The 21,122-nt window shown below is 70.5% G+C and carries 19 protein-coding genes, 2 tRNA genes and 1 pseudogene; 8 read left to right on the plus strand and 14 right to left on the minus strand.

Annotated features, from left to right (window positions below; all coding sequences use genetic code 11):
* Positions 1-117 precede the first annotated feature (117 nt).
* A complete protein-coding gene (locus DI573_RS08885) occupies positions 118-747 on the plus strand; it encodes a methyltransferase (protein ID WP_292813013.1) in 630 nt (209 codons plus the stop codon).
* A gap of 288 nt (positions 748-1,035) precedes the next feature.
* Here DI573_RS08885 and DI573_RS08890 read toward each other — a convergent pair.
* Positions 1,036-1,108: transfer RNA gene (locus DI573_RS08890), tRNA-Thr, on the minus strand.
* A gap of 249 nt (positions 1,109-1,357) precedes the next feature.
* On the opposite strand from DI573_RS08890, the gene DI573_RS08895 reads away from it, so the two are divergent.
* Positions 1,358-1,699 (plus strand): hypothetical protein, encoded by a 342-nt coding sequence (locus DI573_RS08895; RefSeq protein ID WP_292813016.1) that lies wholly within the window; start codon positions 1,358-1,360, stop codon positions 1,697-1,699.
* Positions 1,624-2,478, plus strand: a complete 855-nt coding sequence (locus DI573_RS08900) for a class I SAM-dependent methyltransferase (protein ID WP_292813018.1) — start codon at positions 1,624-1,626, stop codon at positions 2,476-2,478. Before DI573_RS08895 ends, DI573_RS08900 begins: the two co-directional genes overlap by 76 nt.
* Positions 2,479-2,492: 14 nt before the next feature.
* On the opposite strand, the gene DI573_RS08905 is transcribed toward DI573_RS08900, so the two are convergent.
* The 9 genes and pseudogenes from DI573_RS08905 to DI573_RS08945 all read right to left on the minus strand — a co-directional run bounded on the left by DI573_RS08905 (position 2,493) and on the right by DI573_RS08945 (position 11,862).
* Positions 2,493-4,049, minus strand: a complete 1,557-nt coding sequence (locus DI573_RS08905) for an alpha/beta hydrolase (RefSeq protein ID WP_292813021.1) — start codon at positions 4,047-4,049, stop codon at positions 2,493-2,495.
* A gap of 2 nt (positions 4,050-4,051) precedes the next feature.
* A pseudogene (locus tag DI573_RS08910) lies at positions 4,052-5,132 on the minus strand (DNA polymerase III subunit delta').
* 267 nt (positions 5,133-5,399) lie between these two features.
* Positions 5,400-6,041, minus strand: coding sequence for a dTMP kinase (tmk, locus tag DI573_RS08915; RefSeq protein ID WP_292813024.1), 642 nt, complete (start codon positions 6,039-6,041; stop codon positions 5,400-5,402).
* Positions 6,038-8,743 carry a type I DNA topoisomerase gene (gene topA, locus DI573_RS08920; RefSeq protein ID WP_292813026.1) on the minus strand — a complete coding sequence of 902 codons (2,706 nt, stop codon included), beginning with the start codon at positions 8,741-8,743 and terminating at the stop codon, positions 6,038-6,040. The genes tmk and topA overlap by 4 nt, the downstream gene beginning before the upstream one ends.
* A 37-nt stretch (positions 8,744-8,780) precedes the next feature.
* Entirely contained in the window at positions 8,781-9,140 is a 360-nt protein-coding gene (locus tag DI573_RS08925; protein WP_292813029.1) for an Rv3654c family TadE-like protein, read from the minus strand.
* Positions 9,140-9,526: a TadE family type IV pilus minor pilin gene (locus DI573_RS08930; RefSeq protein ID WP_363331353.1), complete on the minus strand. Its 387-nt coding sequence runs from the start codon at positions 9,524-9,526 to the stop codon at positions 9,140-9,142. Before DI573_RS08930 ends, DI573_RS08925 begins: the two co-directional genes overlap by 1 nt.
* The gene (locus tag DI573_RS08935; protein WP_292813034.1) at positions 9,523-9,726 is read right to left on the minus strand and encodes a DUF4244 domain-containing protein; all 204 of its coding nucleotides are present in this window, start codon (positions 9,724-9,726) and stop codon (positions 9,523-9,525) included. Before DI573_RS08935 ends, DI573_RS08930 begins: the two co-directional genes overlap by 4 nt.
* 70 nt (positions 9,727-9,796) lie before the next feature.
* Positions 9,797-10,774: a type II secretion system F family protein gene (locus tag DI573_RS08940; protein WP_292813037.1), complete on the minus strand. Its 978-nt coding sequence runs from the start codon at positions 10,772-10,774 to the stop codon at positions 9,797-9,799.
* Complete coding sequence (locus DI573_RS08945; protein WP_292813040.1) at positions 10,762-11,862, minus strand: TadA family conjugal transfer-associated ATPase; 1,101 nt, start codon at positions 11,860-11,862, stop codon at positions 10,762-10,764. The genes DI573_RS08940 and DI573_RS08945 overlap by 13 nt, the downstream gene beginning before the upstream one ends.
* Before the next feature lie 407 nt (positions 11,863-12,269).
* Here DI573_RS08945 and acs point away from each other — a divergent pair, with 407 nt between their 5' ends.
* Positions 12,270-14,240: an acetate--CoA ligase gene (gene acs / locus DI573_RS08950; RefSeq protein WP_292813042.1), complete on the plus strand. Its 1,971-nt coding sequence runs from the start codon at positions 12,270-12,272 to the stop codon at positions 14,238-14,240.
* On the opposite strand, the gene DI573_RS08955 is transcribed toward acs, so the two are convergent.
* Positions 14,241-14,708, minus strand: a complete 468-nt coding sequence (locus DI573_RS08955) for a RidA family protein (protein ID WP_292813044.1) — start codon at positions 14,706-14,708, stop codon at positions 14,241-14,243.
* 2 nt (positions 14,709-14,710) lie between these two features.
* Entirely contained in the window at positions 14,711-14,929 is a 219-nt protein-coding gene (locus DI573_RS08960) for a hypothetical protein (RefSeq protein WP_292813046.1), read from the minus strand.
* Between the two features lie 84 nt (positions 14,930-15,013).
* Between DI573_RS08960 and DI573_RS08965 the strand changes: the two genes are divergently transcribed.
* From DI573_RS08965 to DI573_RS08980, 4 genes are all read left to right on the plus strand, one after another.
* Positions 15,014-17,572, plus strand: coding sequence for a penicillin-binding protein (locus DI573_RS08965; protein WP_292813048.1), 2,559 nt, complete (start codon positions 15,014-15,016; stop codon positions 17,570-17,572).
* Positions 17,569-18,507 carry a metallophosphoesterase gene (locus tag DI573_RS08970; protein WP_292813050.1) on the plus strand — a complete coding sequence of 313 codons (939 nt, stop codon included), beginning with the start codon at positions 17,569-17,571 and terminating at the stop codon, positions 18,505-18,507. Before DI573_RS08965 ends, DI573_RS08970 begins: the two co-directional genes overlap by 4 nt.
* 54 nt (positions 18,508-18,561) lie before the next feature.
* Positions 18,562-18,635 (plus strand) — tRNA-Pro (locus tag DI573_RS08975).
* A gap of 75 nt (positions 18,636-18,710) precedes the next feature.
* Entirely contained in the window at positions 18,711-19,487 is a 777-nt protein-coding gene (locus tag DI573_RS08980; RefSeq protein WP_292813052.1) for an HAD-IIB family hydrolase, read from the plus strand.
* A 15-nt stretch (positions 19,488-19,502) separates the two neighbouring features.
* On the opposite strand, the gene DI573_RS08985 is transcribed toward DI573_RS08980, so the two are convergent.
* On the minus strand, positions 19,503-20,762 hold the full coding sequence (locus DI573_RS08985) for an alpha-hydroxy acid oxidase (protein ID WP_292813054.1): 1,260 nt from the start codon (positions 20,760-20,762) through the stop codon (positions 19,503-19,505).
* Between the two features lie 39 nt (positions 20,763-20,801).
* Positions 20,802-21,122, minus strand: a 321-nt coding sequence (locus tag DI573_RS08990) for an FCD domain-containing protein (protein WP_292813056.1), incomplete at its 5' end; no start/stop codon positions are given.

Here is a 21,122-nt window from a genome sequence, read left to right on the forward strand (position 1 = left end):
CGCAACCGTCGCGAGCTGGATGTCAGCTGAGGAGGCGGCCGCGACCTGGGAGGACCGCGAAACGGAGATCAAGCCCATCATCGAAGAACTGCTGGCCACCCCGTGAGCGTGCCATCAGTGACTGAGACACCACGCGAGGGTTCCGGCGTCGACCGCGTGCCGCTCACGCCCGAGGAAAAGACCCAGCTGTCGAAGCTGGCGACATCCAGCATCGTGGACTCGATGGATCGCCTGGGTTCGCCTGACGCCGGCATCTCGACCGTCTGGCCAGGGGCACGCCTCGTGGGTACCGCACTCACTGTGCTGACGGCGGCAGGCGACAACCAGATCGTCCATGCGGCGCTGGACGTCGCCAAACCCGGCGAGATCATCGTGATCAACGGCTTCGGCGATCGCACCCGTGCGCTGATCGGGGACCTCATCGCAGAGCGTGCGCTCAGTCTCGGCATAGCGGGGTTCGTCATCGACGGCTGCGTCCGCGACGCCGAGGCGATCGAAGAAGTCGGGATGCCCGTGTTCGCCCGGGGCGTCACGCCCGCTGGCCCCTACAAGAACGGCCCCGGAGAGATCGGTGGCCCCGTCGCCATCGGCGGGGTAGCCGTCACCACTGGGGACGTCGTGATCGGCGACGCCGACGGGATCGCCTTCATTCCCCGATCCCGCCTCGAGGTCGTCGCCGCTCTGGCGGAGCGGAAGCTCGCGGACGAAGCGGCAAAGCGTGCTCAGATTCGGGACGGGGCACGATAGCGCGGAGAAAAAGCGGAGGGGCGGCCGAACTCGGCCGCCCCTCCTTCCATTGACGGTGCCGAAACAGAAGAGGCGGAAGCGGACTGGTGAAGCTCGCGGTCCGTTCGATCGTCCTACTGACCATGGTTGGGAGTGGCGTCTCCATGCAATGGATAGCGAACGCCACAGCCGATGGGCGGGTGACCTCGGAAAGGAGGGCGCGGGCCTCGACCAACTCAATGTGTGGGCAGAATGTGGGCAAACGGCGCCCAAACTCGATATATTACCGCGCTGATCAAGGTTTTATAGAGCCACCTAAGGGAATCGAACCCTTGACCTATTCATTACGAGTGAATCGCTCTGCCGTCTGAGCTAAGGTGGCGCGTGCCCGCTCGCGCGACGCACAAGCAATGATCTTACAGCGTCGCGCCGCACCGTGCGAACGGGCGAAGCATCCGGGCTGCGCCCCTCGACGGCCGACCCCATGGCGGTGGGACGCGCGGCCCTGCATGATCTGATGCAGGGCCCTCTCCCGAGAGATGCACCATCGAACCGATGCGCTCCCGCATCCGCACTACCTACGCTCTGCGAAGAGGTCGACCCTCTTCCTCACGATGCGAAGGAGCAGACGATGCCGCACAACGAAGAAACCCTCGCCGAGCACTCGCGGGACTCCGCCGCCAAGACCGACGAACGCACCGCGGACGAGGTCGCCGAGCAGGTGCTGGCCGCCGGCCTCGGCTGGGTGCAGACCATGGCCATCTACCTCGGCGACCGGCTGGGCTGGTATCGCAGCCTCGCCGCCGAGGGACCCGCCTCCCCGCCGAGCTCGCGCACCGCACGGGCACGGCCGAGCGATACGCGCGCGAGTGGCTCGAGCAGCAGGCGACGAGCGGGATGCTGCAGGCCGAGCTCAACGATCCGCCCGAGCCGCACCGATACGCACTCTCGCCGGCCGCGGCCGAGGCGCTGACCGACGAGCGCAGCACCGCCTACCTGGCACCGCTCGCGCGCATGTGCGCGTCCGCGGCGGTTCAGCTGCCCGCTCTCGTCGACGCCTACCGGACGGGCGACGGCGTGTCGTGGGAACAGCTCGGAGCGGACGCCCGCGAGTCGCAGGCCGACATGAACCGCCCCTGGTTCGACCTGCTGCCCGAGGTCTTCTCGGCGCAGCCCTCCCTCCATGATGTGCTCGCCCGGCCCGGCGCGCGTGTCGCGGACGTCGGGTGCGGGGGCGGGTGGGCATCGATCGCGCTCGCCGACGCCTACCCCGACCTTCGGGTCGAGGGTTTCGACGTCGACGAAGAATCGATCGCACTCGCGACCGACAACGCGCGCGACGCCGGGCTCGAGGATCGCGTGAGCTTCCATCATGTCGACGGCGCCACGCTCGCCGCACACGGCCCGTTCGACGCGGCTTTCGCCTTCGAATGCATCCACGACATGCCCCAGCCCGTCGACGTGCTCGCCGCCATGCGCGAGGCCGTGCCCGCCGGCCCCGTCGTGATCATGGACGAGGCCGTCGCCGAAAGGTTCGACCCGCCCGGCGACGCGCTCGAGCAGATGATGTACGGCTTCAGCCTGTTCATCTGCCTGCCCGACGGCCTCTCGCACGCCCCGAGCGTCGGTACCGGCACCGTCATGCGCCCCGGCATCCTCGCCGACTACGCCCGCGCGGCGGGATTCGCGGACGCGCAGATCATGCCCACCGGCGAGTTCGGCTTCTGGCGCTTCTACGAACTCACCCGCTGACGGTCAGCACTCGGTCACCCGCAGAGATCGTCGGCGGGCACGATGCCCTCGATCAGGTAGGCCTCCACGGCGTCGTCGACGCACGCGTTGCCCTTGTTGTACCCCGTGTGCCCCTCCCCGACATTCGTCAGCAGCACGCCCGAGGCGAGCTGATCGGCGAGCGCCACCGACCACTCGTAGGGCGTCGCGGGATCCCCGGTGGTGCCGACGACGAGGATCGGGGCCGCACCCTCCGCGGCGATGGGTTCCCGCACGCCCGTGGGCTCATGCGGCCATACGTCGCACGGATCGGGACCCGACCAGTAAGGAGCGATCGTGGGAGCCTCGGCGGCGATCCGCTCGTCCGCGGCGGTCTGCTCGGCAGCATCCACCACGGGGTAGTCCATGCAGTTGTAGGCGCGGAAGGCCTCGGTCGAATTGTCGAGGTAGACCCCGCCCTCCCGGCCGTTGTAGAAGTCCGCGAGCAGGAACGCGACCTCGGGATCGCCCTGCAGCGCGTTGGCCAGCGCCGCCGTGAGGATCGACCAGTTCTCCTGCGAGTACAGCGCCGCGATGATCGCCGTCATCAGGCTGTCGGCCCCCAGCATCCGTCCGTCTGGTGCCGGCAACGGTGAGCGATCGACCGACGCGAGGAGTGCGCCGAGATCGGCCATCGCCTGATCGACCGTGCCACGGAACGGGCATTCCTGGGTGGAGAGGCAGTTCTGCATATAGGCACGAAGGGCCTGCTCGAAACCGACGGCCTGCGTCGTTCCGACCTCGAGTCCCGAGACCGCGGGGTCGATCGCGCCGTCGAGCACGAGGCGCCCCACGCGTTCGGGGTAGAGCTTGGCGTACGTCGCCCCGAGGAACGTGCCGTAGGAGTAGCCGAGGTAGTGCAGCTGGTCATCGCCCAGCACCGAGCGCAGCAGATCCATGTCGCGCGCGGAATTCTCCGTCGTGATGTGCTCGAGCACGCCCGCGCTGTTCGCCTCGCAGGCCTCGGCGAAGGCGCGGTTGCGCTCGGTGAGCTCGGTCTCCCACTCGGCGCTGCCGCGCGGCGCGGCCGGGATCTCGTACAGGTACGCGTCCATCGCGGCCGCGTCCAGGCACGTCACCGCGGTCGACTCCCCCACGCCCCGCGGGTCGAAGCCGATGACGTCGTACGACTCCTGCAGCGCCTCCCCGACGGCGAAGTCGAGCGAATCGCGGATGAGGCCTACCCCGCTCGCGCCCGGTCCGCCCGGGTTGGTCAGCAGCGACCCGATCGGCTCGGTTCCCGTCGCAGGCGCGCGGATCACCGATAGCTCGACGACGCCGAGCGACGCGTCGTCCCAGTCCAGCGGCGCGAGCACCGTGGCGCAGTCGAACCCGCCGCACTGGTACCACGCGGGCTCCTGCGCGTAGAAGCCCTCGAGATCCGCGGGCACGTCGGCGGGATCGACGGGAGCGGGTGCGCCCGTCGTGACATCGTCGGGGATGGCCTGGTAGAGGCATCCACTCAGCACGAGCGCGGCCCCCACCAGGGCGGCGAACGCCCCGAGGGCGCGCCGCGCGCGAGCGGGTCGGGTGCCGGTGAATCGTCGGGCCATCGTCACGGGGTCCTTCCACTGATGACCGTCACGAGCATGCTCTCGAGCGCGAGCACGGGTGCGGCATTCTGTTCGAGATTGCGTCGGGTGTTCTGCAGCTGATCGAGCACCGCGAGCGTGCGCTGCGGTCGCCACGTCTGTGCGAGAGCACGCAGATCGGTGTCGAGCTCGCTGTTGACCAGGTCGTCGCCGCGGCCGAACTGCAGCATCACGACATCACGGAACATCGACTGCAGGTCTGTCAGCACCCGGTCGATGCCGTCACGCAGGCTGCGTGTCGCACGGCGCTTCTGATCCTCTTCGAGGGCGTTGAGCTGGCTCGGCGGTGAGTGCCTTCGCGTCGTCGGTGGCCAGTTCGACGATGCGGCCCGCGACCTCGACGGCGTCGCCGACACTGCGCACCCGCAGCACGGCCCGCAGGGTCTCGTCTCGCCGCGCGCGCGCCGCCGGGTCGGTGGCAAGGCGCTGTGCCATGCCGATGTGCCGTTGCGCGTGGCGCGCCGCCTGTGCGGCGATGTCGGGCGTCGCGCCCGTGCGCTCGGCGATGAGGCGCGCGACGTCGTCGATATCCGGCTCGCGCAGACGCAGCGACCGCACCCGAGAGCGGATCGTGGGCAGCAAGTCGGCCTCGCTCGGTGCGCAGAGCACCCACACGGTGCGCTCGGGCGGCTCCTCGAGAGATTTCAGCAGCACGTTCGAGGTGCGCTCGGTCATGCGGTCGGCGTCCTCGACGACGATCACGCGGTGTCGCCCCAGCGAGGGGGCGAAGGCCGAGCGCTCGACCAGCCCGCGGGCTTCGTCGATCGTGATGATGACGCGCTCGGTACGGAGGGCGGTGAGGTCGGGATGAGTGCCCGCGATCACCTGCCGCATCGTCGCGAGATCGTCCGGGCCCTCGGCGATCAGGGCGGCGGCGAACGCGTAGGCGAGTGTCGAGCGACCCGACCCGGGCGGGCCCGTGATCAGCCACGCGTGCGTCATGTTCGCGGGGTCCGATGCCGCGTCCTGCAGTGTGCGGACTGCAGCATCCTGCCCCCAGACGGCGCCCCACGGCAGGGCGGGCGCGGCGGTTGCGGTAGGCATCGCCTCAGCCTAACCGGCGCCTGCGACACGGCCGCGCGCAGGCCCGGCAGCGGGCGCTGGGCAGGCGGCGCAAACGGTCAACATTCCGGATCGACGGGGTCTGCAACGCCTTGGCGGCCGTGTCGCGGGCCGCGGAGCGCAATTCTTCCGGAATGTTGACCGCGCGACGCCTGCGACACGGCCGCGCGCACGGGCGATCCCACCACGCATGTCCCAGAATCCGTCGCCCGCATCCGCCCCGGACGACAGGAATGGGGACATGGATGCTCAGGCCAGGAGCGGCTGCACTCGCGCGCGCACCGCGGCGGCCAGATCGGCGGCGGGGCGCGTCGCGTCGAGCACGAGGAACCGGTCGGGTTCGGCGGCGGCGAGCTGCAGGAACGCCGCACGCACCCGGGCGTGGAAGTCCTCGCGTTCGGCCTCGAGCCGGTCGAACGGCTTGTCGTCGGCATCCAGCCGTGCCCGCGCCGCGGAGGGATCGAGGTCGAGCAGCACCGTCAGGTGCGGCAGCGCCCCCTCGGTCGCCCACAGCGACAGGTCGCGGATCTCGCCCGCATCGAGCACACGCCCCGCGCCTTGATAGGCGACCGAGGAGTCGAGGTATCGATCCTGCACGACGACGGCGCCGCGCTCGAGAGCCGGGCGGACCAGCGTCGCGACGTGCTGGGCACGGTCGGCCGCGTAGAGCAGCGCCTCGGCACGGGGCGCCACCTCACCGCGGTGGTGCAGAACGATGTCGCGCACGAGCGTCCCCACCTCTGTGCCGCCGGGCTCGCGGGTGCGGACGACCTCGCGACCCCGCTCGCGCAGCCACGTCTCGAGCAGGCCCGCCTGGGTCGTCTTGCCCGCGCCGTCGCCCCCCTCGAGAGTGATCCACACGCCGCGCGAGGGCGCAGCATCCCCCGTCACTTCTTGGCCGGCGCCTTGCGCGTGGTCGTGCGCTTGGCGGTGCGCTTGGGCGCCGGACCCTTCGCGCGCTTGTCGGCGAGCAGCTGGACGGCGCGTTCGAAGTCGACGTCGTCGACGGTCTCGCCGCGCGGGATGGTCGCGTTGGTCTCGCCGTCGGTCACGTAGGCCCCGAAACGGCCGTCGCGGATGCGGATCGGCTTGCCGCTGACCGGGTCCGCCTCGAACTCCTTGAGCGCGCTCGATGCGCGGCGCGCGCCGTACTTGGGCAGGGCGTAGACCGCGAGCGCGGCCTCGAGGTCGATGTCGAAGATCTGCTGCTCGCTCTCGAGCGAGCGCGAGTCGGTGCCCTTCTTCAGATAGGGGCCGTACCGCCCGTTCTGCGCCGTGATCGGCTCGCCCGACTCGGGGTCGGTGCCGACCGTGCGCGGAAGCGACAGCAGCTGCAGCGCGACATCGAGGTCGATGGTGTCGACCGACATGCTCTTGAACAGCGACGCCGTCCGCGGCTTGGGCGCCGCCTCCTTCTTGGCTCCGCGCTTCTTGGGCGCTTCGATCACCTCGCCGGTGGCCTCGTCGACCGCCTGCGGCTCCTCGGGTTCGAGCTCCTGCACGTAGGGTCCGAACCGGCCGTCCTTGACGACGATCAGCTTGCCGTTCTCGGGGTTCTCACCGAGCACGCGGTCGCCGGCCACGGGAGCGTCGATCAGCTCCTGCGCCTTGGCGGGCGTGAGCTCGTCGGGCGCGAGGTCTTCGGGGATGTTGACGCGCCGCGGTTCGGCCTCGGGATTCTCGGCGTCGGCGACCTCGAGGTAGGGGCCGTACTTGCCGATGCGCAGGGTCACTCCGGCCGAGACGGGCCGGGAGTTCAGCTCGCGGGCATCGATCTCGCCGAGGTTGTCGACGATGTTTCGCAGGCCGACGTGCCCCTCGGAGCCGAAGTAGAACTCCCGGAGCCAGTCCACGCGCTTCTGGTCGCCTCGGGCGATCGCGTCGAGGTCGTCCTCGAGCGCGGCGGTGAAGTCGTAGTCGACGAGGTCGGGGAAGTTCTCCTCGAGCAGCCGGACGACACTGAAGGCGATCCAGCTCGGCACGAGAGCCTGGCCGCGCTTGGTCACGTAGCCGCGGTCGAGGATCGTGTCGATGATGCTCGCGAACGTCGAGGGCCGCCCGATCCCCTTCTCCTCGAGGGCCTTGACGAGCGAGGCCTCGGTGTAGCGGGGCTTCGGGGTCGTCTGGTGGCCCTTCGGCTCGACGTCGGCGATGGCGAGCGATTCGCCCACCGCGACGGCGGGCAGCGACTGCTCGTCGGCCTTGTCGGCATCGCCGCGCTTCTCGTCGCGGCCTTCCTCGTACGCCTCGAGGAAGCCCTTGAACGTGTAGACGGTGCCGGATGCGGTGAACTCGGCGCGTCGTCCGGCGGCGTCGACCTCGAGGGTCACGGTCGTCGTCTCGTACTTCGCGTCGGCCATCTGGCTCGCGACCGTACGTTTCCAGATCAGGTCGTAGAGGCGCAGCTCGTCGCGGTCGAGGCCGCTCGCCACCGACGAGGGGGTGCGGAAGTGCTCCCCCGAGGGACGGATCGCCTCGTGGGCCTCCTGGGCGTTCTTGCTCTTGCTCTTGTAGACGCGGGGCTGCAGGGGAACCGCCTTCGCACCGTACAGCTCGACCGCCTGCTCGCGCGCGGCCTGGATGGCCTGCGTCGACAGCGACTGCGAGTCGGTGCGCATATAGGTGATGTAGCCCTTCTCGTAGAGACGCTGGGCGACGCTCATGGCGTGCTTGGCGCTCATCGAGAGTTTGCGGCCGGCCTCCTGCTGCATCGTCGAGGTCGTGAAGGGCGCGTACGGGCTGCGCGTGCCGGGCTTCGCCTCGACCTTGGTGACGGATGCTGTCGCCACTGCCGCGACCGCGTCGGCGAGGTCGCGGGCCGCTTGCTCGTCGAGCACGACGACGGCCTTCTTCAGCTGGCCCTGCTCGTCGAAGTCCGCTCCGCGGGCGATTGCGGCGCCATCCAGCCGCACGAGCTTGACACGGAAGGACGCGGCGTCCTTGGCCGCGTCGGCCTCGATGTCCCAGTACCCCGCCGAGACGAAGGCGATGCGTTCGCGTTCGCGGTCGACGACGAGCCGGGTCGCGGCGGACTGCACGCGCCCGGCCGACAGTGCGGCGCCGTCGCGGCCGGTGCCGATCTTGCGCCAGAGCACAGGCGAGACATCCCAGCCGTAGAGGCGGTCGAGGATGCGGCGGGTCTCCTGAGCGTCGACGAGGTCGTGGTCGAGATCGCGGGTCTTCTCGACGGCGGCTCGGATGGCGTCCTTCGTGATCTCGTGGAACACCATGCGCTTGACGGGCACCTTGGGCTTGAGCGTCTCGAGCAGGTGCCAGGCGATCGCTTCGCCCTCGCGGTCTTCATCGGTGGCGAGCAGGAGTTCGTCGGCCTGCTTGAGCGCGCGCTTGAGTTCGGCGACGGTCTTCTTGCCGCGCTCCGACTCGACGTAGAAGGGGGCGAAGCCGTTTTCGATGTCGATCGAATACTTGCCCACCGACGTCTTCTTCAGGTCGGCGGGGATGTCCTTCTTATCGGCGAGGTCGCGGATGTGCCCCACGGAGGAGAGCACCTCGTAGTCGTCGCCGAGGTAGGACTGGATCGACTTCATCTTCGTCGGGGACTCGACGATGACGAGCTTCTTGCTGGTGGCCAAGGGTGTGCCTTTCGTCGATGCACACCATACACACCGCTCACTGTGTGTCGGCTCCCGCGCGTCCCGGGACGTCTTGCGAGGCCTGCGGCGGACCCGCACGCGCACGGGCCGTGACGGGCAGGCCCAGGAGGCCGCCCGTCACCGTCACCGTGACGTCCGCTCCGCTGATCGTGCACGCCGCCACCTCGAGTCCGAACGTCGCGGCCACCTCCGCCGCTCTCGCACACGGCTGCCCGGTCGCCGCCCCCGAAAGGGCGTCCGCCGCGGCGACGGCGGCATTGTCGGCGGCGCCGGCCGCCCGCTGCGAGACGACGGAGGCCTGGCCCACCACGGCGAGCCCGACGGCGAGGGTGGATGCTGTCAGCACGGCGCCGACGGCGAGCACAGCCCCCGCCATCAGAGCCCGCCGTCGAGGGCACAGGCCGAGCCGGTGGCGCGGAGGCCCCCGGCCGGGATGCCGACCAGCCGGACGGGCTCGGAGACGCTCACGCACACGAGGTCGTCGCGCCGCGACACCTGCACGGCCGCAGCGCTGCCTCCCCCGCCGCGCGCGGCACGCTCCACCGCGCCGGACGACTCGCCGCGCGCCGCGAGGCGAGCGGCGTCGGCCGCGGCATCCTGCAGGCGGACGCTCTGCGCGCCCGCCGCGAGCGCCGAGATGCCGAGCGCGAGCACCAGGAGGACGGCGGGCAGGGTCACCGCGAACTCGGCGGCGACCGCGCCGGAATCATCCGGCGGCGGCGCGCCTTCCGCTCGGCGCCGCCGCCGCGTCCGCGCGCTCACCCGACCGTGAGCGCGCGCCGCACAAGATCGGTGAGGATCCCGCGCACTTCGTCGCTGCGCATGATGACCACGAGCAGGCCTGCGAAGGCGACAGCGGCCATGGTCGCGATGGCGTACTCGGCGGTCGCGGCGCCGCTGTCATCGCCGAGCAGCCGACGACGCGCGGCGCGCACGGCGCGGGGGGTGAAGGGATCGGTCATTGTCGTACCTCTTTCTTTGTGCATGGCTCGTGGGTGGCTGATCGGACGGAAGGGTCAGGCGAGGGAGAAGTCAGACGAGGGGAAGGGCCGTGGAGCCGAGCACCGACAGCACGAGCGGCACGACGGCGAGGAGGAGGAACGAGGGCAGGGTGCAGGCGCCCAGCGGAAGCAGCAGCCGGGTCGACAGACGGGCGGCACGCGCGCGGCCTTCGATGCGCGCACGGTGGCGCTCGCCGGCCGCCTCGGCGCGCAGGAGTTCGACGGCGGGGACGCCGGCGGCGCGCGAGAGATCGAGCGCCGCGGCGACGGCGCCGGGGAGGGCGGGCACGGCGGGTGACGCCGGCGGCGCCCGGCCCGGGCCGAGCGCGCGCTCCACGCACGCGGCGGCACGATCGATCGACACCCCGCCGCTGAGGGCGACGGCGAAGAGCTCGGCATCGATCCCGGGCAACCGCGGCGGCGGTTGGGCCGTGCGCACGAGGCGTGCCGTCCATGCGCGGCCCGCCGCGACCAGCGCGAGCCCCAGGCCGAGACAGACGAGCCCGCGGACATCGGAGAGCAGCATCCGGAGCGGGTCGAGCCCGAGGGCGACACCGAGCGCGAGCCCCGCGACGGGCAGCCAGAGCATGAGCCGAGCGGTGCCGGCGGGCTCGGCGAGCGCGACACCGATGTCGTCGCGCGCCTCGGCGGCATCGGCGAGCGCCGTCGAGAAGGCGCGCAGGGCGTCGGCGAGCGCCGCTCCCACCTCCGTAGCGATCGCCCAGGCGGCGGCGAGATCCCGCCAGGGTCCGCCGCCGCCGCGCAGCGCATCGACGATCGAGCCGCCCGTCGCCGCGACGCGCGAGATCTCAGCCACCGTGGCCGCGACCGTCCTCCCCGCGGACGGAGCGGCGGCATCCGCTCCCGCCCGAGCGTCGGCCGATGCCAGGTGTCCCCACGCGGCGCGCGGTGCGATCCCGGCCTGAAGCAGCACCGCGAGCCGACGGGCGACCTCGGCGACGGCGGCGGATTCGGCCTCCGGGCGTCGCCGGCGCCTCAGGAGAGCCACGGTGCACACTCCTCGACGCTCAGACGACCGGCGTCCAGTCGCAGTCGACCGGCGCGGGAGAGCATCCGGGCGCCATCGCCGTGCCGCTCGATGTGCAGCACCATCCCGATCGCGCTCGTCGCCTGCCGTGCCAGCGCGATGTCGTCGAGGCCCGCGAGCGAGCCCAGTGCCTCGAGACGCGCCGGCACTTCGTGCAGGCCGCTCGCGTGCACCGTTCCCGCTCCGCCGTCGTGCCCGGTGTTCAGCGCCGCGAGCAGGTCGCGCACCTCCTCGCCGCGGCACTCGCCGAGAACGAGGCGATCCGGCCGCATGCGCAGGGCCTCGCGCACGAGGCGGGCAAGACCCACACCGCCGGCGCCCTCGAGGTTCGGCTGGCGCGCCTCGAGGGCCACGTGATGCGGATGATCGATCTGCAGCTCGGCGACGTCCTCGATCGTGACGATGCGCTCCCGCGCAGGGACCGCCGCGAGCATGGCTGCGAGGAGCGTCGTCTTGCCCGTGCCCGCGGCCCCCGTCACGAGCACGTTGGTGCGCGTGGCGACGAGCGTGCGCACCCACTCCGCCGCCGCGGGGGTGAGCATTCCGTGACCCGTGAGCGCGTCGAGGGTCGGGCGGGCCACACGCGGGATGCGCAGCGACAGCACCGTGCCGCACGTCGATATCGGGGGCAGGACGGCGTGCACCCGGATGCCGGAGGCCAGTCGCACATCCACCGCCGGGCTGGCTTCGTCCAGATGCCGGCCGCCGAGACCGATGAGGTCGACAGCGAGCGCCCGCACGTCCTCTTCATCCGCGCTCCACAGCGCCTCGCGCTCGGCCCCGGAGCCGCGATCGCACCAGAGCCCCTCGGCGCCGTTGATGAAGAGGTCGGTCACGGCGGGGTCGTCGAGGAACACCGCGAGTGGCTCGAGCGCCGACTCCCGCGCTCGCGAGCGCTCGGGAGCGGGCCCACTCCACTCCGGCGCGGTCGGGGTGATCGACAGCGGCGCGACCGACGCGGTCGGCGGCGGCACTGACGCAGACAACGACACGGCCGCCGGGAACAGCGGCGCGAGCGGCGCGGCCGGGGGCTCGGGGACGAAGGGCATGCCCGCGAGGCTAGGACCGCGCACGCGCCCCGGCCTCGCCGTGCGGGCCGGGCGGGGGACGCGGATGGCCGGCGCTGCGCTGGGGAGGGATCAGCACCGCCACAAGAAGAGGGCGGCATCCCATGGGGGGAATGGGATGCCGCCTCGCGACACCCGGTCAGGGGGGTGGCCGGGATGTCGCTCTGCCAGAATCGAATGTTCGGCCGCGAAGAAGCATACGCACTTGAATGGACCCGGCCAAACATATCGGCACCGCTCCCATGCGGTATATCGGGCGGGGCGCATGAGCACCCCCGACTTTCGGCGGTAGCCGCCCCTTTCGCGCGCGGGTAGATTCGCCGCAGGCCGGGACCGGGCGTCGATCGCTCGGCATCCCCGACGCAGGACGCACAAAGGAGCGCGCACCGATGACCACCCAGATCGACCACCTGCTGAACGAGTCGCGGCACTTCGCCCCGCCCGCGGAGTTCGCCGCGGACGCCGTCGCCACTCGCGAGCTCTACACGCGGGCGGAGGCCGATCGCGAGGCGTTCTGGGCCGAGCAGTCCCGCGAGCTTCTGCACTGGCAGACCCCGTTCACCCGCGTGCTCGACTGGTCCAACCCACCCTTCGCGACGTGGTTCGAGGACGGCGAGCTCAACGTCGCGGAGAACTGTCTCGACCGGCACGTCGAGGCGGGGCACGGCGATCGTGTGGCGCTGCTGTGGGAGGGCGAGCCCGGCGACTCCCGCGCGGTCACCTACGCCGAGCTCACCGACGAGGTCAAGCGCCTCGCGAACGTGCTCGAGGGCCTGGGCATCGGCGCCGGGGATCGTGTGGCCATCTACCTGCCGATGATCCCCGAGGCGATCGCCGCGATGCTCGCCGTCGCCCGCATCGGCGCGATCCACTCCGTCGTGTTCGGCGGCTTCTCGGCCGACAGCCTGCGCTCGCGCATCGACGACGCCGGGGCAAAGCTCGTCATCACCGCCGACGGCGGGTACCGCAAGGGCAAGGTGTCGCCGCTCAAACCCGCCGTCGACATGGCCCTCGCCGACCGCGGCGGACAGGGCCCGCAGGCCAGCGTCGAGCACGTGCTCGTCGTGCGCCGCGGGGGCAACGAGGTCGAATGGCAGGAGGGACGCGACCTGTGGTGGCACGATGTCGTGCCGACAGCATCCGCCGATCACGTCGCCCGCGCGTTCCCCGCCGAGAACCCCCTCTTCATCCTCTACACCTCGGGCACGACCGGAAAACCCAAGGGCATCCTGCACACCTCGGGCGGGTACCTCACGCAGGCGGCGTACACCCACCGCAACGTGTTCGACCTTCACCCCGAGACCGACGTCTACTGGTGCACGGCCGACATCGGCTGGATCACCGGCCACTCCTACGTCGCGTACGGTCCGCTGGCCAACGGGTCCACGCAGGTGCTCTACGAGGGCACGCCCGACACTCCGCACCCCGGACGGTGGTGGGAGATCATCGAGAAGTACGAAGTGACGATCTTCTACACCGCCCCGACCGCGATCCGCTCGTTCATGAAGATCGGCCGGCAGGTGCCGGCGGAGTTCGACCTGTCGAGCCTGCGCCTGCTCGGGTCGGTGGGCGAGCCCATCAATCCTGAGGCGTGGATGTGGTATCGCACCGTCATCGGGGCGGGCACCACGCCCATCGTCGACACGTGGTGGCAGACCGAGACGGGCGCGATCATGATCTCTGCGCTGCCGGGGGTCACCGAGACCAAGCCCGGAAGCGCCCAGGTGCCGGTGCCGGGAATCGTGGTGGATGTCGTCGACGAGGCCGGCGCGCACGTCGGCAATGATGCGGGTGGCCTGCTTGTCGTGACCGAGCCCTGGCCGAGCATGCTGCGCGGGATCTGGGGCGATCCCGACCGCTTCGTCGAGACGTACTGGGAGAAGTTCGCCGACAGGGGGTTCTACTTCGCGGGCGACGGCGCGCGTCGCGACGAGGACGGCGACATCTGGCTGCTCGGTCGGGTCGACGATGTCATGAACGTCTCGGGGCATCGCCTCTCGACCGCCGAGATCGAGTCGGCGCTCGTCGCCCACGAGGCCACGGCCGAGGCCGCCGTCGTCGGCGCCTCCGACGAGACGACGGGCCAGGCGGTCGTCGCCTTCGTCATCATCAAGCAGAGCTACCTCGACAGGCACTCCCCCGACGGTCTCGCGCAGGCGCTGCGGTCATGGGTCGGCGAGCAGATCGGCCCGATCGCACGGCCCCGCGACGTCTACATCGTGGGCGAGCTGCCCAAGACGCGGTCCGGCAAGATCATGCGGCGTCTGCTGCGCGACGTCGCCGAGGGCCGCGAGGTGGGCGACACGACGACACTCGCCGACACGGCGGTGATGAGCGTGATCAGCGCGCAGGTGCGGTGATCACTCCCAGGTGAAGACGACCTCGACCTCGACGGGAGAGTCCAGCGGCAGCACGGGCACGCCCACGGCCGAGCGCGCGTGGCGGCCGGCGTCACCGAACACCTCGCCGAGCAGCTCGCTCGCGCCGTTGATCACGGCGGGCTGGCCGGTGAACTCGGGCACCGACGCGACGAAGCCCGTCACCTTGAGCACACCCGTCAGGCGGTCCGCTCCCCCGACGGCCGCGGCCGCCGCCGCGATCGCGTTCAGGGCGCACCGGCGTGCATATCCCGCGGCGTCCGCGGCGGGCACGAGCCCGTCGCCCTCGCCGACCTTGCCGGATGTGGGCAGCCGGCCCTCGACGAAGGGCAATTGCCCGGCGGTGTAGACGAGGTCGCCGTGCACCTTGGCCGGGACGTACGCAGCCACCGGTGGAACGACATCCGGCAGCTCGATGCCCAGTTCGGCGAGTCGTGCGCTGATACCCACGGTCACTGCCCCTCGAACTGGCGCGCCGCCTCGGCCGCGGCGGCCAGGCCGGCGTTGCCCGACGACTCGCCCCCGGTCGGCCTCTTGAAGTAGGCCACGAGACCACCTTCGGGGCCGGTGACGACCTGCACGAGCTCCCAGCCCTGCTTGCCGAAGTTGTTCAGGATCGCCGCTGTGTTGTGGATCATCAGCGGAGTCGTCAGGTACTCCCAGGTGGTCATCGCTCTCCCGCGTTCGTGGCCGGCAGGGCAGCACCCGGGCCGCGTTTCGGGCATCGCTCAGGTAACTCCCTTAGCATTCACCCTATGCCTGATAAGAAACGGACGGCTACGGGCGTGCTCGGCGGTATCGCCGGCCTCGTAGGCCTCAGCGCAGTCGCCGGTCTTCTTGTGACCGCCACCGTCACGCCGGCCATCGCCGTATCGGGCGCCGCGGCCTCCAGCGCCATCTCGATGTTCGACAACATGCCGAGCTATCTCGACATCGACGAGCTCATGCAGCCGACCGAGATCTACGCCACGCAGAACGATGGCAGCGAGGTGATGCTGGCCCGCTTCTACGACCAGAACCGCGTGCCGGTCACCTACGACCAGATCAATCAGGTCGTCTTCGACGCGATCCTCTCCAGCGAAGATCCGCGCTACTACGACCACGGCGGCGTCGACCTGATCGGCACGACCCGCGCCGTCATCAGCAACGCCCAGGGCGGGGCCACCCAGGGCGGCTCGTCGATCTCGCAGCAGTACGTCAAGAACGTGCTCGTGCAGCGCTGCGAGCGCGACGCGCCCTCGCAGGAGGAGCTCGCCAACTGCTGGGTCGAGGCGACGACGGCCTCCGGCATGGAGGGCATCGAGCGCAAGCTGCAGGAGATGCGCTATGCGATCGCCCTCGAGCAGAGATATTCCAAGAACGACATCCTTCTCGGGTACCTCAACATCGCCAACTTCGGCGGCACCACCTACGGCATCGAAGCCGCCGCCCAGCGCTATTTCGGCACGTCGGCGATGAACCTGTCGCTGTCGCAGGCGGCGACCCTGGCCGGCATGGTGCAGAACCCCAACACGTTCCGCATCGACCAACGCGACCGCGAATCCAACGGCGAAGCGAACGGCTACGCCCTCACCCTCGACCGCCGCAACTACGTGCTCGGCCGCATGCTCGATGAGGGAAAGATCACGCAGGAGCAGCACGACGCCGCCCACGCGGAGCCGATCACCCCCAACATCGTCGAGTCGACGCAGGGCTGTCAGACCGCGGGCGGCTCGGCGTACTACTGCGACTACGTGCGCACGATCGTGGAGAACGACGAGGCCTTCGGCGCCACCCCCGAGGAGCGGGAGCGCACCCTGCGCCGTGGTGGCCTGAAGATCTACACCTCGCTCGACCTCGATCTGCAGAACGCGGCCGAGCAGGCGATCTCGATCGTTCCGGCGACGCACCCGAACATCGACCTCGGCTCGACGGGGATCCAGCTCGAGGTCTCGACGGGCCGCGTGCTGTCGATGGTGCAGAACCGCCAGTACACGCAGGATGCCGATCTCGCGAATTCGGATCCCGCGTACACCTCGGTCAACTACAACACGCGACACGTCAACGGCGGGTCCAACGGCTTCCTGCCGGGCTCCACCTACAAGGTCTTCACGCTGATCAACTGGCTCGAGCACGGGCACTCCGTCAACGAGGTCATCAACGGCCGGCAGCGCTCGTTCAACGTGCTGACCGACTGCGACGGCGGCACGCAGCGCATCGCCTCGAACCAGATCAAGAACTTCCAGGGCGTCGGCGGATACAACGGCAGCCCGATGCGGTTCACGGCGGACTCGCTCAACACCGGCTTCCTCGCGATGAGCGAGCAGGTCAGCGTCTGCGACACCAACCGCCTCGCCGAGCGCATGGGCGTCGAGCTCGCCAGCGGCGGCTCTGTGACCGACACCAACTACGTCTACGACATCCTCGGCTCGAAGAACATCGCCCCGATCGACATGGCCGCCGCGTACGCGACGATCGCGAACAACGGCGTGTACTGCGAGCCCAAGGCCATCGATCGTGTGACCGACGCCGACGGCAACGACATGCCCGAGCTCGTTCCCGAGACCACCTGCAACCGCGTCATCGACGAGTCCGTCGCCGCGACCACCGCCTACGCGCTCGAGGGCGTCATCAACGGCGGCTCGGCCGGCTCCTCACGCGTCGGCGACGGCGTGCCGGTGTTCGGCAAGACGGGTATCCACGAGCAGATCCACACCTGGATGGACGGCGCCAGCTCGAAGGTCGCCACGGTCGTCTGGGTCGGCAACGTCACGGGCGAGGCGCGCCTCGACCGCAACTCGGCGAACGGCCGCGCCCTGTGGACGATCCGGCACTCGATCTGGCCCGACATGATGGGCGCCGCGAACGCCAAGTACGGCGGCGACGACTTCCCCACTCCCGACCCCAACCTCACGCGTCAGGTGCTCATCGACCTGCCGAACGTGATCGGGCAGTCGGTCGACCAGGCTCGCAGCACGCTCGAGGCCGCCGGCTTCACGGTCAACGTGGGCGACCCGATCGACAGCGCGCAGCCCGAGGGCACGATCGCGAGCCAGAACCCGGGTGCGGGTCGCGTGTCCGGCGCCACGACGGTGACGATCTCGCCGAGCAACGGCCAAGGCACGACGGTCCCGTCGGGTCTGGTCGGCCAGAACCCGGATGCCGCGGCAGGCGCCGTCCGTTCGGCGGGCTTCAGCAACGTGCAGGAGCAGTGCACCGAGAGCGAGGACGCGCCCGAGCAGGGCACGGTGACCTCCGTGTCGCCCGGCGAGGGCTCCGACGTGAATCGCGGGACGACCGTGACGCTGAGCACCGAACGACGCGACTGCTCGTGACGCGCGCATCGCGCCTCGGGGCGGGCGCGTTCGCGGTCGCCGGCATCGCGGGGGCAACGGCCCTCGTGTGGGGCACGGCGATCGAGCGGTACGTCTACACGCTGCGCCGCGCCGAGCTGGCGATCCTGCCGGCCGGTGCGGCACCCGTGCGGGTGCTGCACCTCTCCGACATCCACATGGCGCCCTGGCAGCGCCGCAAGCAGCGGTGGATCGCCTCCCTCGTAGGCCTTCGACCCGACCTGATCATCAACACCGGCGACAACCTCGGACACGCCGAGGGCCTGGCGGGGGTGCGTGCGGCGCTCGAGCCCTTCGCCGGCACGCCGGGCGTCTTCGTCCACGGCTCCAACGACATGCTCGGCCCCGCTCCGCGAAACCCCTTCCGATACTTCCTGGGTCCCTCGGGGCGTCGCCCGCAGGCCGAGAAGCTCGATACGGCAGCGATGGAGCGCTTCTTCGTCGACGAGCTCGGCTGGCACGATCTGAACAACCGGGTCGCGCATCTTCGGGTCGGCGGCGCGACGATCCGAGCCATCGGCACGGGCGACGCGCATCACAAGCACGACGACCTCGACGCCCTCGACGCCGTGGCGGCGCAGGCGCGCGACTCGGGGGATGCCGCATCCTCCGCGCTCACGATCGGCGTGACGCACGCGCCCTATCGCCGCATCCTGGATGCCCTGCTCGCCCGCGACGCCGATGCACTGTTCGCCGGCCACACCCACGGCGGTCAGGTGCGCGTGCCCGGGTACGGCGCACTCGTGGCCAATTGCGACATCCCGCTGCGGCAGGCACGGGGGCTTTCGACGTGGACCTCCGGCGATCGCTCCGTGCCGCTGAACGTCAGCGCCGGCATCGGGCACTCCATCTACGCGCCCGTGCGCTTCGCCTGCCCGCCCGAAGCCACGCTGATCACCCTCACCGCGCGAGCCTGATGCGGGCGCGGTTCGGGGGCGGGCTGGAGTTCGGGTAGACTCGGAGGGTTGCCACGGGGTGTGGCGCAGCTTGGTAGCGCGCGTCGTTCGGGACGACGAGGCCGCAGGTTCAAATCCTGTCACCCCGACAGTGCAGAATGGGTCGACCACCGGTCGGCCCATTCTCGTCCCCGGGCCCGCCCGACCCCCGACGCTGGAGAGACATGACCGCCGCCCCTGCGCCCAAGCTCGTCGCCTTCGACCTCGACGACACGCTCGCTCCCTCGAAGAGCCCCATCCCCGACCGCATCGGCGAGCAGCTGATAGCCCTCGCCGAACGGGTCGAGGTCGCCGTCATCTCGGGCGGGCAGATCGTGCAGTTCCAGACGCAGGTGGTGGACCGTCTGCCCGAGGCACCGGCATCCACCCTCGTGCATGTGCACCTGATGCCCACGTGCGGCACGCAGTACTACCGGTTCGCGCAGGGTGGCGAGCTCGAGACCGTCTACGCGCACGCGCTCACCGACGACGAGAAGACCCGTGCGCTCACCGCCGTCGAGGAGGAGGCGCGACGTCTGGGTCTCTGGGAGAGCGAGACGTGGGGTGAGATCCTCGAGGATCGCGGCTCGCAGATCACCTTCTCCGCCCTCGGCCAGCGAGCCCCGCTGGAGGCGAAGGTGGCATGGGATCCGACGGGTGCGAAGAAGACGGCGCTGCGCGACGCGGTGGCCGCCCGCATCCCGGACCTCGAGGTACGCTCCGGCGGATCGACGTCGGTCGACATCACGCATCGCGGCATCGACAAGGCGTACGGCATGACCAAGCTGGCCGAGCAGACGGGCATCGCCCTCGGCGACATGCTGTTCGTCGGCGACCGCCTCGACGAGGCGGGCAACGACTACCCCGTGCTCGCGCTCGGCGTGCCCTGCCAGGCCGTCGAGGGCTGGGAGCAGACCGTCGTCTTTCTCGACGCGCTGATCCCGACCTTGCCGGCGCGCTGAAGCCGACCGCCTCACTCAGCCCGCGGCGACCCCGGCCACCTCGGGCGAGACCGGCACGAGGCGGGTGAGCTGGGTCACGTGCTGCGGGCCGAGCTCGTCGAGCGTGGCGACGCCCAGCAGCCGCATCGTGCGTTCGATCTCACTGCGCAGGATCGCGATGGTGCGGTCGACACCCTCGCGGCCGCCCGCCATGAGCCCGTAGAGGTAGGCCCGGCCGACGAGGGTGAACTTCGCTCCCAGTGCGATCGATGCGACGATGTCGGCGCCGTTCATGATCCCCGTATCGATCATGATCGTCGCGTCCTTGCCGACTTCGCGCACGACGTGCGGCAGCAGATGGAACGGGATCGGGGCGCGATCGAGCTGACGGCCGCCGTGGTTCGAGAGGACGATGCCGTCCACGCCGAGATCGACCAGGCGCGCGGCGTCCTCGACGTTCTGCACGCCCTTGATGACGATGGTGCCGGGCCAGATGTCGCGGATGACGGCCAGGTCGTCGTAGCTGATCGTCGGATCCATCGCGGCGTCGAGCAGCTCGCCCACCGTGCCTCCGGTGGAGGACAGCGAGGCGAACTCCAGCTTGGGTGTGGTGAGGAAGTCGAACCACCACCACGGCCGCGGGATCGCGTTGAGGATCGTCCCGATCGTCAGCTGGGGCGGGATCGAGAAGCCGTTGCGCTTGTCGCGCAGCCGCGCGCCGGCCACGGGCGTGTCCACCGTGAACATCAGCGTGTCGAAGCCGGCCGCCGCGGCCCGCCTCGCCAGCGCATACGAGACCTCGCGATCGCGCATGACGTACAGCTGGAACCAGTTGCGTCCGTCCGGATTCGCCGCCTTCACGTCCTCGATCGAGGTGGTGCCCAGCGTCGAGAGCGTGAACGGGATGCCGGCGGCCGCCGCCGCGGACGCTCCGGCCACCTCCCCCTCGGTCTGCATGAGCCGGGTGAAGCCGGTCGGTGCGATGCCGAACGGCAAGGCGCTCGGCCCGCCCAGGATGCTGGTGCTGGTGTCGACGTGCTCCGCGGGCCGGAGGATCGAGGGATGCAGCTCGATGTCCTCGAACGCGAGCCGGGCACGATTGAGCGAGAGCTCGCCCTCCGCGGCGCCGTCGGTGTAATCGAACGCCGCCTTCGGGGTGCGGCGCTTCGCGATCGTGCGCAGATCGGCGATCGTGAGCGCGGCATCCAGTCGGCGCTTGCGCCCGTTCAGTTCGGGCGCCTTGAACTTCATCAGCTCGAAGAGCTCGGCGGGGTTCGGGAGCTGGCGCGTGACCATGGTGGTTCCTCTCGGGGCGGCGTTCAGGATGCGGGGTGCTCAGCTGCGGGCCAACGCCGCGCCCGCGTAGTAGCCCGTGATGTGGTCGGAGATGCGACGGCGGGCGGTGGCGGCGTCTCCGCTCGCGACGGCGTCGAGGATGCCGCGGTGCTCGGCGCGCAGACGGGCGGCGGCGGCATCCCAGTCGGCGATACGCTCGGCGCCCTCGCGCACATAGGCCTCGATCGAGCTGCGCAGACCCCCCATCATCGCCGCCACGACCACGTTGCCCGAGGCCTCGGCGAGCGACAGGTGGAACTGCGCGTCGAGCACAAGGAAGTCCGCCGCGGTCAGCCCCGGCCGATCCATCGCGTCGAGCGC

It is taken from the genome of Microbacterium sp. (assembly GCF_003248605.1).
In the GTDB taxonomy this organism is placed as follows: domain Bacteria; phylum Actinomycetota; class Actinomycetes; order Actinomycetales; family Microbacteriaceae; genus Microbacterium.

Bases quoted from the DNA above. Each gene is read 5' to 3' on its own strand.
- DI573_RS08935 (WP_292813034.1), bottom strand. From the start codon at position 9,726: ATGACCGATCCCTTCACCCCCCGCGCCGTGCGCGCCGCGCGTCGTCGG.
- acs (WP_292813042.1), top strand. From the start codon at position 12,270: ATGACCACCCAGATCGACCACCTGCTGAACGAGTCGCGGCACTTCGCC.
- DI573_RS08960 (WP_292813046.1), bottom strand. From the start codon at position 14,929: ATGACCACCTGGGAGTACCTGACGACTCCGCTGATGATCCACAACACA.
- DI573_RS08900 (WP_292813018.1), top strand. From the start codon at position 1,624: ATGCTGCAGGCCGAGCTCAACGATCCGCCCGAGCCGCACCGATACGCA.
- DI573_RS08895 (WP_292813016.1), top strand. From the start codon at position 1,358: ATGCCGCACAACGAAGAAACCCTCGCCGAGCACTCGCGGGACTCCGCC.
- DI573_RS08985 (WP_292813054.1), bottom strand. From the start codon at position 20,762: ATGGTCACGCGCCAGCTCCCGAACCCCGCCGAGCTCTTCGAGCTGATG.
- DI573_RS08905 (WP_292813021.1), bottom strand. From the start codon at position 4,049: ATGGCCCGACGATTCACCGGCACCCGACCCGCTCGCGCGCGGCGCGCC.
- DI573_RS08925 (WP_292813029.1), bottom strand. From the start codon at position 9,140: ATGGCGGGGGCTGTGCTCGCCGTCGGCGCCGTGCTGACAGCATCCACC.
- DI573_RS08980 (WP_292813052.1), top strand. From the start codon at position 18,711: ATGACCGCCGCCCCTGCGCCCAAGCTCGTCGCCTTCGACCTCGACGAC.
- DI573_RS08945 (WP_292813040.1), bottom strand. From the start codon at position 11,862: ATGCCCTTCGTCCCCGAGCCCCCGGCCGCGCCGCTCGCGCCGCTGTTC.
- DI573_RS08965 (WP_292813048.1), top strand. From the start codon at position 15,014: ATGCCTGATAAGAAACGGACGGCTACGGGCGTGCTCGGCGGTATCGCC.